General features: G+C 62.6%; 17 protein-coding genes, 1 tRNA gene and 3 pseudogenes. 10 read left to right on the top strand and 11 right to left on the bottom strand.

Annotated features, from left to right (window positions below; genetic code table 11):
* Nucleotides 1-2 precede the first annotated feature (2 nt).
* From JQ624_RS00100 to JQ624_RS00085, 4 genes are read left to right on the top strand one after another with little or no spacing between them, the layout of a single operon-like run.
* Nucleotides 3-815 carry an ABC transporter ATP-binding protein gene (locus tag JQ624_RS00100; RefSeq protein WP_212416808.1) on the top strand — a complete coding sequence of 271 codons (813 nt, stop codon included), beginning with the start codon at nt 3-5 and terminating at the stop codon, nt 813-815.
* Complete coding sequence (locus JQ624_RS00095; RefSeq protein ID WP_212416807.1) at nt 812-1,600, top strand: ABC transporter permease; 789 nt, start codon at nt 812-814, stop codon at nt 1,598-1,600. The genes JQ624_RS00100 and JQ624_RS00095 overlap by 4 nt, the downstream gene beginning before the upstream one ends.
* Entirely contained in the window at nt 1,600-2,589 is a 990-nt protein-coding gene (locus JQ624_RS00090) for a 2-hydroxyacid dehydrogenase (protein ID WP_212416806.1), read from the top strand. The genes JQ624_RS00095 and JQ624_RS00090 overlap by 1 nt, the downstream gene beginning before the upstream one ends.
* Nucleotides 2,589-3,290 (top strand): AprI/Inh family metalloprotease inhibitor, encoded by a 702-nt coding sequence (locus JQ624_RS00085; RefSeq protein WP_212416805.1) that lies wholly within the window; start codon nt 2,589-2,591, stop codon nt 3,288-3,290. Before JQ624_RS00090 ends, JQ624_RS00085 begins: the two co-directional genes overlap by 1 nt.
* A 15-nt stretch (nt 3,291-3,305) precedes the next feature.
* Here JQ624_RS00085 and JQ624_RS00080 read toward each other — a convergent pair whose 3' ends face one another.
* Nucleotides 3,306-3,818 carry a GDSL-type esterase/lipase family protein gene (locus tag JQ624_RS00080; RefSeq protein ID WP_312014360.1) on the bottom strand — a complete coding sequence of 171 codons (513 nt, stop codon included), beginning with the start codon at nt 3,816-3,818 and terminating at the stop codon, nt 3,306-3,308.
* Between the two features lie 207 nt (nt 3,819-4,025).
* Here JQ624_RS00080 and JQ624_RS00075 point away from each other — a divergent pair, with 207 nt between their 5' ends.
* Entirely contained in the window at nt 4,026-4,421 is a 396-nt protein-coding gene (locus JQ624_RS00075) for a YciI family protein (protein ID WP_212416804.1), read from the top strand.
* Nucleotides 4,422-4,452: 31 nt separating this feature from the next.
* Nucleotides 4,453-5,730 carry an RNA polymerase sigma factor gene (locus tag JQ624_RS00070; protein ID WP_212416803.1) on the top strand — a complete coding sequence of 426 codons (1,278 nt, stop codon included), beginning with the start codon at nt 4,453-4,455 and terminating at the stop codon, nt 5,728-5,730.
* Nucleotide 5,731: 1 nt separating this feature from the next.
* On the opposite strand, the gene JQ624_RS00065 is transcribed toward JQ624_RS00070, so the two are convergent.
* A complete protein-coding gene (locus tag JQ624_RS00065; protein WP_212416802.1) occupies nt 5,732-6,043 on the bottom strand; it encodes a putative quinol monooxygenase in 312 nt (103 codons plus the stop codon).
* A 181-nt stretch (nt 6,044-6,224) separates the two neighbouring features.
* Between JQ624_RS00065 and JQ624_RS00060 the strand changes: the two genes are divergently transcribed.
* Entirely contained in the window at nt 6,225-6,602 is a 378-nt protein-coding gene (locus JQ624_RS00060; RefSeq protein WP_212416801.1) for a hypothetical protein, read from the top strand.
* 9 nt (nt 6,603-6,611) lie between these two features.
* Here the strand turns inward: JQ624_RS00060 and JQ624_RS00055 are convergent, their stop codons facing one another.
* Nucleotides 6,612-6,839, bottom strand: coding sequence for a hypothetical protein (locus JQ624_RS00055; RefSeq protein ID WP_212417467.1), 228 nt, complete (start codon nt 6,837-6,839; stop codon nt 6,612-6,614).
* On the opposite strand from JQ624_RS00055, the pseudogene JQ624_RS39650 reads away from it, so the two are divergent.
* Nucleotides 6,751-7,008: pseudogene (locus tag JQ624_RS39650) on the top strand (DUF3237 family protein); the annotation flags it as partial. The gene JQ624_RS00055 and the pseudogene JQ624_RS39650 sit on opposite strands and share 89 nt — an antisense overlap.
* 59 nt (nt 7,009-7,067) lie before the next feature.
* A complete protein-coding gene (locus tag JQ624_RS39235) occupies nt 7,068-7,241 on the top strand; it encodes a DUF3237 family protein (protein WP_283816887.1) in 174 nt (57 codons plus the stop codon).
* Nucleotides 7,242-7,316: 75 nt separating this feature from the next.
* Here JQ624_RS39235 and JQ624_RS00045 read toward each other — a convergent pair whose 3' ends face one another.
* The 6 genes and pseudogenes from JQ624_RS00045 to JQ624_RS00020 form a co-directional block, all read right to left on the bottom strand.
* Nucleotides 7,317-7,835, bottom strand: coding sequence for a GNAT family N-acetyltransferase (locus JQ624_RS00045; RefSeq protein ID WP_212416799.1), 519 nt, complete (start codon nt 7,833-7,835; stop codon nt 7,317-7,319).
* Nucleotides 7,836-7,848: 13 nt separating this feature from the next.
* Nucleotides 7,849-8,523 (bottom strand): DUF6064 family protein, encoded by a 675-nt coding sequence (locus JQ624_RS00040; RefSeq protein ID WP_212416798.1) that lies wholly within the window; start codon nt 8,521-8,523, stop codon nt 7,849-7,851.
* The gene (locus tag JQ624_RS00035) at nt 8,523-9,440 is read right to left on the bottom strand and encodes an aldo/keto reductase (protein WP_212416797.1); all 918 of its coding nucleotides are present in this window, start codon (nt 9,438-9,440) and stop codon (nt 8,523-8,525) included. Before JQ624_RS00035 ends, JQ624_RS00040 begins: the two co-directional genes overlap by 1 nt.
* A gap of 571 nt (nt 9,441-10,011) precedes the next feature.
* Entirely contained in the window at nt 10,012-10,179 is a 168-nt protein-coding gene (locus JQ624_RS00030; RefSeq protein WP_212416796.1) for a hypothetical protein, read from the bottom strand.
* A gap of 118 nt (nt 10,180-10,297) precedes the next feature.
* Nucleotides 10,298-10,462 (bottom strand): annotated as a pseudogene (locus JQ624_RS00025) (JAB domain-containing protein); the annotation flags it as partial.
* Nucleotides 10,463-10,567: 105 nt separating this feature from the next.
* The gene (locus JQ624_RS00020; RefSeq protein WP_212416795.1) at nt 10,568-10,798 is read right to left on the bottom strand and encodes an AlpA family transcriptional regulator; all 231 of its coding nucleotides are present in this window, start codon (nt 10,796-10,798) and stop codon (nt 10,568-10,570) included.
* Nucleotides 10,799-10,986: 188 nt separating this feature from the next.
* On the opposite strand from JQ624_RS00020, the gene JQ624_RS00015 reads away from it, so the two are divergent.
* Nucleotides 10,987-11,066, top strand: a tRNA-OTHER gene (locus JQ624_RS00015).
* 310 nt (nt 11,067-11,376) lie between these two features.
* Here the strand turns inward: JQ624_RS00015 and JQ624_RS00010 are convergent.
* Entirely contained in the window at nt 11,377-11,592 is a 216-nt protein-coding gene (locus JQ624_RS00010) for an AlpA family transcriptional regulator (RefSeq protein ID WP_212417414.1), read from the bottom strand.
* Nucleotides 11,593-11,720: 128 nt separating this feature from the next.
* Nucleotides 11,721-12,284: pseudogene (locus JQ624_RS00005) on the bottom strand (Ti-type conjugative transfer relaxase TraA); the annotation flags it as partial.

Below are 12,284 nucleotides of genomic sequence, written 5' to 3'. Positions count from 1 at the left end.
AGATGGCCGAGCCCGCTGTGTCCGAGATGGATATCGATGCGGCGGGCCTTGCAGTGCGTCTGCGCGCCGTTACCAAGATCTATGATAACGGCGTGGCCGCGCTCGGGCCGCTCGATCTCGATGTTGCAAAAGGTGAATTCGTCTCGTTGCTCGGGCCGTCCGGCTGCGGAAAATCGACCGCGTTGCGGCTGATCGCAGGGCTCAGCGCGCCGAGCGCAGGGACGGTGAATGTTTCGCACCGCGCCAACAGGAAGGATGGGCGGCATCCCATCGGCTTCGTGTTTCAGGAGCCGACGTTGATGCCGTGGGCAAGCGTGCGCGAAAACGTTCGCCTGCCGCTGAAACTTTCGCACGCGCCGGCGACTGACGCCGACAGCCGCATCGAGGAGGCGCTGGCTCAGGTCGGTCTTGCCGAATTTGCCGATGCATACCCCCGCGAATTGTCCGGCGGCATGAAGATGCGGGTCTCGCTGGCGCGCGCGCTCGTCACCGACCCGGATATTCTGCTGCTGGACGAGCCGTTCGCGGCGCTCGACGAGATCACGCGCTTTCGGCTCAACAACGACCTGCTGGCGCTGTGGCGCAAGCTGCACAAGACCGTCATCTTCGTCACCCATTCGGTATTCGAGTCGGTCTATCTGTCGCAGCGGGTGCTCGTGATGACGGCGCGGCCGGGCCGCTTGGCAAGCGCGTTTCGCATCGCCACGGTGGAGCCGCGCGGTGAGGAGTTTCGCACCTCGGCCGAATATGCCGGCTATTGCCGCGAGGTCTCCAGCGCGCTCGCGCCTTCCTATTCCGGGCAGCGCAGCGCATGAGCTCCTTCCAGAATATCGGCCGGATGCTGATGCCCGCAGCCGTGTTCGCCGCGGGCCTGGGCTTCTGGGAACTCGTGGTGCGCGTCAACGACATCCAGCCCTACGTGCTGCCGAGCCCCTTTGTCGTGTTTCAGACGCTCGTCGGCGACTGGCCGGTGCTGTCGGAATCGCTCGGCGTCACCTTGCTCACCACGCTGGAAGGATTTGTCGCCGCGGCCGTCGGCGGCGTCGCGCTGGCGCTGTTGTTCAATCAGTCGAAATGGCTGGAATATTCGCTGTTTCCCTATGCGGTGATTCTGCAGGTCACGCCGGTGATCGCAATTGCGCCGCTGTTGCTGATCTATCTGCCGCAGCAGACCGCGGTCATCGTCTGCGCCTGGATCGTCGGTTTCTTTCCGGTCCTGTCCAACACCACGCTCGGGCTGAATTCGGTGGACCGCAATCTGGCCGGGCTGTTTCAGCTCTATGGCGCGTCGCGGCTGCAGACGCTGCGGTTCCTGAAATTGCCGGCGGCGCTGCCGTATATTCTCGGCGGCTTGCGGATCGCGGGCGGCCTGTCGCTGATCGGCGCCGTGGTCGCCGAAATCGCGGCGGGCACCGCGGGCGCCGGCTCCGGCCTTGCCTTCCGGATCGCCGAGTCCGGCTATCGCCTCAACATTCCCCGAATGTTCGCCGCGTTGCTGTTGCTGTCCGTGGCCGGGATTGTCATCTATGGGCTGCTGGCGCTAGTTTCGCATCTGGTACTACGGCGCTGGCATGAGAGCGCGCTTGGAAAGGAAAATTGATGGCTGCCGCGAATATTTCGTCCGAAAAGATCGATCTCCTGATCTACGGGCCAATCCGGCCGATCCTGGAAAACGGCTTTTCGGATCAGTTCGTCCTGCATATGGCGGAGAGCCGCGCCGACCTTGAGCGCTTGACGCCCGATACTGTGGCGAAGATCCGCGGCATGGCGGTGACCTATCACACGGTGCCGGCCGATGCGAAGGCGCTGTCGCAATTTCCGAAGCTCGAAATCGTCGCGAGCTTCGGCGTCGGCTACGACCATGTCGATTCCGCCTATGCGCGCGAGCACAACATTGTCGTCACCAACACGCCCGACGTGCTGACCGAGGAGGTCGCCGACGTCGCGATGGGCTTGTTGATTTCGACCCTGCGCGAGTTCGTCAAGGCCGACCGCTATCTGCGCTCCGGCCTGTGGCAGACCCAGAACTATCCCCTGAGCGTCGGTTCGCTGCGCGACCGCAAGATCGGGATCGTCGGCATGGGCCGCATCGGACAGGCGATCGGACGCCGGCTCGATGCCTCGCGCGTGCCGGTGTCCTATCACTCGCGCAATCCCTCTTCGGCGGTCTCCTACAAGCACTATCCCGACCTGATGGAAATGGCGAAGGCGGTGGACACGCTGATCGTGATCGTGCCCGGCGGCGCTTCCACCGCCAAGATGATCAATGCCGACGTGCTGAAGGCGCTCGGTCCGCGTGGCGTTCTGATCAATGTCGCCCGCGGCTCCGTCGTCGACGAGCCGGCGCTGGTCGCGGCGCTGAAATCCGGCGCCATCCTCGCGGCCGGGCTCGACGTGTTCGCCAACGAGCCGAACGTGCCGGACGAATTGAAGGCCATGCAAAATGTCGTGCTGTTGCCACATATCGGCTCAGCTTCGGTGGTAACGCGCAACGCCATGGATCAGCTTGTCGTCGACAATCTGAAAAACTGGTTTGCCGGCAAGGCGCCGTTGACGCCCGTTCCGGAAACCCCGGTGAAGGGACGCTGATGTTGTCTGGGCGTTCGGGCATCACGGTGGCAGCGCTGACGGCGCTGCTTGCGCTTGCACCGCAGGTCGCGGCGCAGGATGCCTCGACCCTGAAGAAGGACATGATCGGGCAGTGGGAGCTTGCCACCACCGAGCGCAGCAAGACCTGCGTCGTCACGCTGAAGGGCGATACGTCGCCGCAGGGGCTCAAGCTCGAGCTTGAGCCCGGCTGTGCCGCCGCACTTCCGTTCACCAAGGAAATCACGGCCTGGAATATCAAGGGGCTGGATATCGTGCGGATGCAGGATGCGGCAGGCCAGCCGGTGATCGACTTCACCGAAGTCGAGAGCGGCATCTTCGAGGGCTTGCGGACCGGCGAGGGCGTCTACATCCTGCAGAATCTCGCCGCCGCCCGCTCGCTCGCCAAGTCGATGGACCAGATGATCGGCGACTGGTCGATGGTCCGTGGCAACGGCCAGACGATCTGCGGCCTGACGCTGACCAATACCGAAGCCACCGGCGATAATTTCCAGGTGTTTTTGAAGCCGAAATGCGATCCCGCGGTCGCAGCTTTCGCGCCGAACCAGTGGCGGCTTGATCACGGCCGGATGCTGCTGCTGTCGGCCAAGGGCGACATCTGGCAGTTCGAGGCTGACGACAATGCGCAGTGGCGGCGGGTGCCTGACGCGGCCGATCCGCTGATCATGATCCGGGGACAATAGTCCGGCGGCCGTGTCTTAGCGGCCAATGACTCCGGCGACCTGAGAAGCCACATGCTCGGCGAGCATGTGGTAGCCTTCCGGCGTCAGATGCTGGCCGTCGGGTTGATGCGGCAATCCCCTGAACGTGCCATTGGCGATCATGATCACCGGTATGCCCCGGGCGCTCAGCCGGCTCTGAATGTCCGATGTTCGATCCGGCGAGCCCTTGCGCCGGTCGTTGCCGCCGGGCTGCAGGATGACGGCACTGGTGCCGTTCGGCACGACACGTTCAAGGCGCTGCAACATGCCTTCCGTGGTGTCGCCGTTGATGCCGGCGTTGACGACACGGACGTTGGCTCCCTTTGCCCGCAATATCGCCTCGAGTTGTGCTGGATATGCCTGATTGCGCGCGACCCCCTTGCCATATGTGTTGCTGGCGCCAAGCGCCACGATGGTGGCGGCGCCGGCGGGCGCGGATGTGAAAATGAACATGGCCGCCAGGATCGACAGGAAACCCAGGACGCCAAATCGATAGCCGCGCGATTTCATGCTTGCCCCCGATGAGCACTGATTCCGGGAGCCTACAGCGCCGGCATCCCCGGTTGCAATCATCCGGCCGGCCGATTTCCTGCAAGCGGCCCGCGAAAATAATTCCAAAACTTCTGTCGATCCGGCGCCATCCCGTTCGTCGTCTCCCATAGCGAGCCAGTTTTGCGGGCGATCACCGCCGCAACTCGCCTTAACGGGAGTTCCGCAATGCGCTTCATGTATATCGTTACCTCGTCCCAGCCCATGCGCGGCCCGACGCCGGCCTTGATGGAGGCGATGGCCAAGCTGGCCGACCGGGAGATCAAGGCCGGCCGCATGATCGACAGCGGCGGGCTGATGCCGGTCTCGCTGGGAGCTCAGGTCAAGATAACCGATGGCAAGCTCAGCGTGGTCGACGGACCGTTCGTCGAGACCAAGGAAATGATCGGCGGCTACGCGATCTTCGAGCTGCGCGACAAGGAAGAGGCGGTCGCGGCCGCGAGGGAATTCATGCAACTGCATCTCGATCACATGCCGGGCTGGGATGGCACCTGCGAGGTTCGTTCCTTTGCGACGCCGGGCGTGGATGGTGCGTGCGAGGTCGATGTGCACGCGCACGCCTGATGCGAGCGTTCGGCAAGTGCAGTCGGCGGCGATGACGGCCGCCGACGTCCATCGCACCATTCTGGCGGTCTGGCGTATCGAGCAGCCGCGCCTGATCACCGGCCTGTCGCGAATGCTGCGCGACGTGCCGCTGGCCGAGGACCTGACACAGGAAGCGCTGGTGGCGGCGCTCGAACATTGGCCCGCCAATGGCGTGCCGGAAAAGCCCGGGGCGTGGCTGATGGCGACGGCCAAGCGCCGGGCGCTGGACCAACTGCGCCGCCGCCGCATGCTCGATCGCAAGCACGAGATGCTGATACGCGACATGGAGCAGGAGCAGCAGGCGATGCCAGATCCGGATGCTGCGCTCGACGACGATATCGGTGACGAGTTGCTGCGGCTGATATTCACCGCCTGCCATCCGCGACTGTCGCGCGAGGCGCGCGCAGCCCTTGCACTCAGGATGATCTGCGGCCTGACGACGGAGGAAATCGCGCGCGCCTTCCTGCAGCCGGAGGCGACCATTGCCCAGCGCATCGTGCGCGCCAAGCGCACGCTTTCGGAGTCCGGCCTGGCCTATGAGACCCCGCGCGGCGCGGCGCTTTCGGAGCGGCTGGCCTCGGTGCTGGAGGTCGTCTACCTCATCTTCAACGAAGGCTACACGGCCGCGCGTGGCGACGAGTGGCTTAGGCCGCAGCTCTGCAACGACGCGCTGCGCATGGGCCGCGTGCTGACGCTGGTCGCACCGCAGGAAGCCGAAGCCCACGGGCTGCTCGCGCTGATGGAGCTGAACGCTTCGCGCATTGCGGCGCGCACGGATGCGGCTGGCGATCCGATTCTTCTGATGGACCAGAACCGGATGCTGTGGGACCGGCTTCAGATCCGCCGCGGATTACTGGCGCTGGCGCGGGCGTACGAACTCGGCGGCGGGCGAGGATTCTACGTGCTGCAGGCGGCGATCGTCGCTTGTCATGCCAGAGCCGCCACACCTGATGACACGGAGTGGCCGCGCATCGCAGAGCTCTATAGCGAACTCTCAGGCCTGGTGCGCTCGCCGATCATCGAGCTCAACCGCGCGGTGGCGATCGGCATGGCCGAAGGCCCGGCGGCCGCGCTTGCGATGGTGGACGGATTGGCAGGCGAGCCCGCGCTGAAGACCTACCATCTCTTGCCAAGCGTCCGCGGCGATCTGCTTTGCAAGCTCGGCCGCCTTGCGGAAGCGCGGGCCGCGTTCGAGGTCGCGTTAGCGCTTGCGACCAACAAGCGCGAACGCGAATTGCTGAAGCGGCGAGCCACCGAGGCTGGCGGTGGCTCGCCGGAGCCTTCCTGACTCAGATGAAGCGGAACTGCTGCCGCTCGCGCCTGGCGAGTTTTGGGATCGCCTGGCCGACGATGATGTTCTTGAAGTGGTCGGTCTGCTGATGATCGGCAAACGCCGCTTCGCCTGCGAACACCTCGTAGAAGAAGAATTCCCGCGGCCTGGCGACATTCTGGTGAATCTGGAACTCCTTCACGCCCGGCTCGCGCTGCGCCTGCGGAAGAAAGTCTTTCAGAAGTGCCGCGACCGCACCTTCCTCTCCGGAATTGACCTCCCAGAATGCGGTGACGATCAGGTGCTGGTTTGCAGTGTCGGTGGTTGCCATGGTGCTCTCCTGTGAAGCCGGCGCCGATTTGATGTCCGATCAGCGACTGAAGATCATCATGCCCGCTTTGATGACATGAATGCTTCGATACAAGACGAAGTATCGTATCCGTGATGTGGAACTTCGGCGGCAATCGAAGCGTTGGCCAGAGCTATCTCCCACTTCGGAATGGAGCAGGCACATGAGGAAAAAAACCGTGCTCGCGATCGGTATCGAGCCTTCCCTGGTTGACTTCAGCGCCTTCCCGGGGCTCACGGCCGAACTGGTGACGAGCTACATCAAGGCGCAAATCGAGAAGCTTCGCGCGATGGGTTATGAGGCCGATAGCTGCCTGATCGATCTCGGTGATACGGCCGAAGCCGTCGTTGCGGCGGCGCTGGGCGCAAAGCATTACGACTGCGTGGTGATTGGCGCCGGGCTGCGCGAGCCGAGAGAGCGGCTGCAGCTATTTGAACGGATCATCAATCTGGTTCACCTCGGCGCGCCGCAAACCCGCATTTGCTTCAACACCACGCCCGCCGACACGGCCGAGGCGGTGCGGCGGTGGATCGAGCCGTGAGGCGGGCGCTCAAGCTGTACGAAACGAGCCGAGCAGACTGCCGATGATCTTTTGCCCGCGCGCCCGCAGCTTCTTCGGATTCTCCGCACCCGGCAGCAGCAGCGCCACCTCGCAGATCATCGCATCGACCATCCGGTTCAGCAACTCGATGTCCTCGAAATCGAGTTCGCCCTGGCGCTTCAGCGCCGCCAGCGTCGCGGTGAGCAGCGCCATCGGATGGGCCCCGAAACGGAACATCGGTGACGGCCCGCTCGGCCTTCGCATCCTGTTCGGCGCGGCCGGCGGAACCTTCGAAGGCCCAAGGCTGCGCGGCGAGGTGGTGCCTGGCGGCGGCGACTGGGCGCTGTTTCGTGCCGATGGCGCCATGTCGCTGGACGTCCGCCCGACGCTTCGCACCCATGACAGCGCGCTGGTGCAAATGACCTATGGCGGCCGCTGGATCACGCCTCCCGAATTGCGGTCGAGATGGCCGACCCCGCGAAGCGATATCAGGTCGACCCGTCGCGCTATTACTTCCGCACCAATCCGCTGTTCGAAACTAGCGCAGCGCAATATGCCTGGATGAACGACATCGTCTGCATCGGGTCGGGCTATCTGGTCGAGGGCGGCATCGCCTATAACATCTGCCAGATCGTCTGAAGATGTCTTGCGGATTGCGCGACGCTACCGTCGCTGTCGCGCGGTATGGCAGTCGAGGCGCTCGGCATCGGCTTTCTACAGGATCTTTTCGAAGTAATAGCGACGAATGCCACCTCCCAACGTCTTGTTGCTCGCTTGCTCGGCGAGGGCCTCGTTCAGCAATCGATATCCCGCGCGCCTGTACAATTCGAGCGCAGCCGGCTGCAATTCAGACGTGCTCAATTCAAGTCTTCGCATGTCAAGCCGACGGCATTCGGCTTCTGCAAATTGCAGCATCAACCGGGCGATCCCGCTACGTCGGGCGGACGGGTCGACATACATGCGACGCAGCTCCATGGCGTCAGGCGCTGCGGGTTCAAGGCCGAACATGCCGACGACTTTCTCCTTCCTCAGCGCGACCCAAAACCCGCCGCCTCGCTCACCATAATAAGCACTGACGCGATCCATTTCCTCGGTCAATGAACGAGCGATGTATGCTTCAAAGGCATCGCGCATATGTGGTGGCGACAGCAGGCGGTTGACGATGATGAATAACCCGCGCACTTGAGATGCGTCTTCCTCCCGGAACGGCCGGATGGTTACTTCGGCGCTCAAGTTCGGTTCTCCTTCATGATACGGCCCTCTGCCGGATGATCGTCCAGATCCAGGCGGCAGTGGCGAGCGCCAGGGTGGCATGAAGAGCCCAGGCTTGCGGCTCTCCCATCGTGCCGAGGGTTAGGCCGCTCAGGAGGCACCAGAGAACGGGGATCGGCAGCAGCACTGGCAACAGTCTGCCGCGGGCGAGGAGCAGAACGCCGAGCGTCGCGATCGCCGTTGGATCCGGCGCGATGCCAAAGACCTCCGACGAGGCCCAGTTGCGTCCCTGCAGCGGCGCAAGCAATGGCTGCCCGGCGAGCGCGAAGGCAAGGATGAGATATCCGATCCAACCGGCAAGCCCGCGCCGGTCGAAGGCGAGGCCATCGCGCAGAGACACGATGAGAAGCAGCACGCCTTCAACGGCGAAAGCCGGTGCGACATAAGCGACAGCCCAGTTGATGGTCGCGTAACGGTGCCACAGGAAGGACCACCCGACGAAGACCCATGCGATCGCGAGGATAAGTGCGAGCCAGCGTACCCAGGAGCGCGGCCGCCACGCGATGAGCAGGATGATGATGAGGCTGGCGGCGAGCGTCAGCAGGTGCAGAGGCCAGAGCGCCGCATTGTGCAGTTCGAACATGCGCCAGTAGACGCGCGGCGAAAACAGCAGGAAATCCTCGGCCCGGTAGGTCCACCACTCCGACATCAAAGAGCCTTCACGTGGGCCGAGATGCGCTGCCGCATCGCGCGATCCGGCATGGGGCCGGCAGCGGCCGAGAGGTTTTCACGCACGTGGTCGACACGGGTGGTCGCCGGAATTGCGACGGTGACGGCCGGGTGGGAGAGGATGAATTTTAGCATGAGCTGCGCCCAACTCGATGCGCCGAGTTCGGCGGCCCATTCGGGCAGCGGCTTGCCCTGGAGCCGCTGGGTCAGCGCGCCTTGCCGGAACGGCCGGTTGACGATCACGGCAATGCCGCGCTCCGACGCCAGCGGCAGCAGCCGTGCCTCCGCCTCGCGATCGACGACGTTGTAGGAGAACTGCACGAAATCGATCGGCTCGTTCCGCATGATCTGTTCGAGGAGATCATGCCGGCGGCCTTCGGACGTGGTGATTCCGACGTAACGCACGGCGCCCGCCGCCTTCATCTGGAAGAGCATCGGCAGATGCGCCTTCCAGGCGAGCAGATTGTGAACCTGAACGAGATCGAACTTCGGCACACCCCAGAAGCGACGCGATTGCGCGATCTGGGGAGGACCTGCCGCTGCCGAGGACGTCCAGACCTTTTCGGCCGAGAACAGCGCGGAGGGTCGCCCGAGCTTTTGCAGGCCGTAGCCGATCACCGGCTGCGACGAGCCATACATGGGAGAGGAATCGATCATGCGGCCGCCCGCCGCGAAGAAGGCGGCCATGACACCAGCACACTCGTCCCGGAGCACCGGATCGTCGCCGACGTTGAAGGTGATCCAGGTCCCCAGCCCGACGATCGGAATCTCCTCGCGGGTCGAGGGTATCGGTCGGCGGGCGGGCTGGCCTTGCTGGGCATGCAGAGAGATCGGCAACAGCGCAGCAGCGGCCGTCGCCAAGGAGGCCTGCACGAACGTTCGGCGTGTCGTCCGCATCCGATGCTCCATCATCGCGGCAAATGCGCGGGGTAACGGAACGCCACCGCCAGCTTTGCACGACGAAATTGCCGATTAAGACACTGGAGCAAATATGCAGTCAGGCGCCGTCCTCAATCTAAGACGGACAGCTGAACATCGCTAGATGAGCGTCGGTCCCCTCAAACATGCGTGACCTATCGCATTGATGCTGTTTGATTTTGGAATGGAGCGATCAGGATTGGGGTCGGTACGAAATGCTGGTCTTGCGATTGTCTGGCAATCTCACGCTCCTTCCCAGGGAGCGATTTTTCGAACACGCCGGATGACTGTTTCTACGCCCGCCTGTCCTCCATGGAGGCGAGAAAGCGGACATCGAAGGACTTCCGGGCTGGGTCCAGAAGCAGACCTGTTGCAAGCCGGCGGACGGCTGACCTGCTATCGCAATTTGCCTATTTGGGGCAAACATCCACTCCATTTGGCCCGGTGCTGACTTGTTTCAACGGCTTTGTGCCATCGCACCCGGCCAACAACAATAATAGGCTAAAGCACGATGGCGGTTCGACCGTGCCATCGCGCTTTAGTCGCCGAATCAATCGAACAGCACCTTGGTTCGCGCCTCGTTGCGGGCCAAACTGTTGATTTCAGCCAGCGCCATCGCGCCCCTCAGTTCCTCGAGCCAGTCCAGAAATTTGTCGATCATGTGCTCCGGGCTCATCGAAAGAGCCGCGACCCTCATCCGCTCTGCTAGCTGATTCATCATCGATCCCCTCTCATTCGAGAATGAGCTACCCCCCTCTCATCCCGATGAACCACTCTCTCACGCGTTCGCCAAAGCGCGAAGCGGATAGTTAATAGATGGTAAATGCAGGCGATAACTAGATCAGCTTCAGTCCTCTCAAGCTCGCATGCCCGTTCTTGCCGACGATGATGTGGTCGTGGACGGAAATCCCGAGCGGGGTGGCGATCTGGACGATCGCCTTGGTCATATGGATATCGGCCTGCGACGGCGTCGGATCGCCGGAAGGGTGGTTGTGCACGACCCTGCTCTTCTCGAGTAACATATTGAAAGTAAACGAATTGGGAGAAGTAATTGACCTGCGAGGGGACGGCGATTGGGGGCGGCTTTGCGTGCTCCTCCGTGATCATCACGCTTCTTCACCATCATCCACGTTGGGTCTCGCTGAAGCTCGGCAAGAGACCGTATTCTTTTGATCCCAAGCATCAAGTTCATTCGTTGGGTACAAAACAGCCTTGCCAATTTTGACGAAGGTTGGTCCGATCCTCATCGCTCGCCAATTTCGAAGAGTGCCAACTGAAACGCTGCCACGATATCTTTCGGAGACCTCTTCGGCGGTCAGAAATTTATTGTGAGACATCAACTTCCCCTACGCTAGCGACAAAGCGATCACATTTAGAAAGGCCATAGAGCTTCCAATCATGCTCGTGCACGGTTTGGTGCAACGGCCGCGCATCTGTTGAAAGGAGAGGATTGTCGCCGTCGCGAAAACGGATGTCGCGGGATAGACAAAGGAAGGGCTGTTTTTCGCTACTTAGCCTTGTGCGTGCGCTCGAAGATCGCCACTTTCTACGAGATCCAGACTACGAATCTGGGGGTCAGGAGTTCGAATCTCTTCGGGCGCGCCATCTATCTTCTTCACACGTCTTCGATTTTCAGAACGGCCTAAAATGCGCCCAGACTAAAATTTGCGTTTAGTCTGGGGTTTAGTCTGGGGAATTTTTTTGCCGCCGACTCCGCCCGCTGCCTTTCTGTTCCGAATTGGAAGTGCGACCGCTACCAGCCCGCCTTTGTCTGCTTGGAGAGCTCAAACCGGGGCGGCGTCAGGCGGTCAAGGCCGGCGCGTCAGCGCCGCCGCGCAGCGGCTCGGCCTTGAGGGGCTGACGCCGGTCTGGTCCCATGGCTCGCCACCAGCAAAGGGAGCTGCTGCTGCCGCTCTTATTGGACTTCATCTAACGCGCGTTTCGGGCGCCATGCGACGGGATCGGCGATCCAGCGGTTGATGTCGGACTCATGCCAGCCGCTCCCGTTAATGCTGATCTTGATCTGCGGCGGGAACGTGCCCTCGGCGATCTTGCGGTAGATGGTGGACCGGGACAGCCCGGTCCGGGAAAGAACAGTTTTCAGACGGATGATACGGTCTGGTTCGCGCATGGCCACGCGGCCTCCTGCTGGCTGTTTCTGACGGCTGCTGAGACCAGACAGGACAAGCAGTTGCGGGTGGGCAAGAGGGGTGTTCGACTCGTCATAGTGTGGCGTAGAGACGGCGGCAGATGGATGGATCAAATTCCGATGCCCCGGCCTCTGCCGAGGTCGATGCCGTGAATGAAGGCCAATTCCTGGCCGAGCCGGCGGCCTGATTCAAACGCGATGCCGAGTTCCTGCTTGCGGTTGGCAAGGATGGATTCCAGTTGCGGATCGCGTTCCAGGCTTTTTGCCATGTCGCCCATCGCCGAGCGCGCCGCCTTGTAGCCGGCGATGTCGCCCGCCTGATACTGACGCTGGCTGGTGTGGTCGAGCTTCTGCCAGCGCTGCACGAAACGGTCGGCGCGGCGGCTCGGATTGGTGCGCAGTTCGGTTTCGAGCTGGAGCGCGCGGATGGCGCGGGTGGAGTTGCCCGAACCAGCTTCATGGGCGATTTCCCTGTTCTTCTTGTAGGCAGCTTCGGCGTCGTGCGAGCCGTAGGGCCGCACCTCCTCGAAGACCTTGCGGGCCTCCTGCAATTCCTTCACCTGCTCCGGGCTGGCCTTGGCGCCCCGCTCCTGCATATCGAAGATCGCAGCCACGGCCCGGGCATGACGGCTGAGAGCCTCCGTGCGGGCCTTGCGCAACGCCGCTTCCGGATC

Origin of the sequence: Bradyrhizobium sp. AUGA SZCCT0283 (genome assembly GCF_018130385.1) — a bacterium.
In the GTDB taxonomy this organism is placed as follows: Bacteria; Pseudomonadota; Alphaproteobacteria; order Rhizobiales; family Xanthobacteraceae; genus Bradyrhizobium.
This window is presented reverse-complemented; position numbering and strand designations above follow the sequence as displayed.

Bases quoted from the DNA above. Each gene is read 5' to 3' on its own strand.
- JQ624_RS00020 (WP_212416795.1), bottom strand. From the start codon at position 10,798: ATGTCTCACAATAAATTTCTGACCGCCGAAGAGGTCTCCGAAAGATAT.
- JQ624_RS00100 (WP_212416808.1), top strand. From the start codon at position 3: ATGGCCGAGCCCGCTGTGTCCGAGATGGATATCGATGCGGCGGGCCTT.
- JQ624_RS00030 (WP_212416796.1), bottom strand. From the start codon at position 10,179: ATGAATCAGCTAGCAGAGCGGATGAGGGTCGCGGCTCTTTCGATGAGC.
- JQ624_RS00075 (WP_212416804.1), top strand. From the start codon at position 4,026: ATGCGCTTCATGTATATCGTTACCTCGTCCCAGCCCATGCGCGGCCCG.
- JQ624_RS00035 (WP_212416797.1), bottom strand. From the start codon at position 9,440: ATGCGGACGACACGCCGAACGTTCGTGCAGGCCTCCTTGGCGACGGCC.
- JQ624_RS00055 (WP_212417467.1), bottom strand. From the start codon at position 6,839: ATGTTCCGTTTCGGGGCCCATCCGATGGCGCTGCTCACCGCGACGCTG.
- JQ624_RS00080 (WP_312014360.1), bottom strand. From the start codon at position 3,818: ATGAAATCGCGCGGCTATCGATTTGGCGTCCTGGGTTTCCTGTCGATC.
- JQ624_RS00095 (WP_212416807.1), top strand. From the start codon at position 812: ATGAGCTCCTTCCAGAATATCGGCCGGATGCTGATGCCCGCAGCCGTG.
- JQ624_RS00010 (WP_212417414.1), bottom strand. From the start codon at position 11,592: ATGCGCGAACCAGACCGTATCATCCGTCTGAAAACTGTTCTTTCCCGG.
- JQ624_RS39235 (WP_283816887.1), top strand. From the start codon at position 7,068: ATGGCCGACCCCGCGAAGCGATATCAGGTCGACCCGTCGCGCTATTAC.
- JQ624_RS00090 (WP_212416806.1), top strand. From the start codon at position 1,600: ATGGCTGCCGCGAATATTTCGTCCGAAAAGATCGATCTCCTGATCTAC.
- JQ624_RS00060 (WP_212416801.1), top strand. From the start codon at position 6,225: ATGAGGAAAAAAACCGTGCTCGCGATCGGTATCGAGCCTTCCCTGGTT.
- JQ624_RS00085 (WP_212416805.1), top strand. From the start codon at position 2,589: ATGTTGTCTGGGCGTTCGGGCATCACGGTGGCAGCGCTGACGGCGCTG.
- JQ624_RS00070 (WP_212416803.1), top strand. From the start codon at position 4,453: ATGACGGCCGCCGACGTCCATCGCACCATTCTGGCGGTCTGGCGTATC.
- JQ624_RS00065 (WP_212416802.1), bottom strand. From the start codon at position 6,043: ATGGCAACCACCGACACTGCAAACCAGCACCTGATCGTCACCGCATTC.
- JQ624_RS00040 (WP_212416798.1), bottom strand. From the start codon at position 8,523: ATGTCGGAGTGGTGGACCTACCGGGCCGAGGATTTCCTGCTGTTTTCG.